1 protein-coding gene is annotated in these 502 nt (G+C 43.0%); it reads left to right on the forward strand.

The features are described from left to right. Positions 1-245 precede the first annotated feature (245 nt). Positions 246-502, forward strand: a 257-nt coding sequence (locus ACO0LH_RS28525) for a hypothetical protein (RefSeq protein ID WP_422944532.1), incomplete at its 3' end; no start/stop codon positions are given.

The following is a 502-nucleotide window of genomic DNA, read 5'->3' on the forward strand; positions in this document are numbered from 1 at the left end:
CCCAATTTTTTAGGCCTGGTGGATTATTATCGTGACTATATCAAAGGGTATTCTCAAGATTATCGCGATCATCTTGAGCAGGCGATCAGCTATTTACTCCAGCACAAAAATGAGGAATGAAACATGGCTTTTGTTGTTGAACTGTGGGCGTGTCTTAAATAAGAGGACCATATCTTCAGACTGATAAAAATTGTCTCAATTCGATCTGTCAACAGACGTGCGTTCAAATCCAACCCATACCCGCCATGAGCTATACGATAGAAATATTTGCCAATCCCTTGCCACAAGAAAGACAACAAGCATTGGCCGAAGCTGCGCATATCAAAGAAGGCTATCTGCAAAAAAGCGGCAAGATACATCCGTCCCTGCGTAAATTGCACGCCCAACTTGTGAAGCAATATCCCTGCCTTTCGAGCTATGATGAAGATGATCAGGATAGAGATGACTGCCCATGGTCAGATGGTCCACTGATCAATAATTTTGGTTCGCAAATGGCGATGTT

Source organism: Undibacterium sp. TJN19, from assembly GCF_049339485.1.
In the GTDB taxonomy this organism is placed as follows: Bacteria; Pseudomonadota; Gammaproteobacteria; order Burkholderiales; family Burkholderiaceae_D; genus Undibacterium.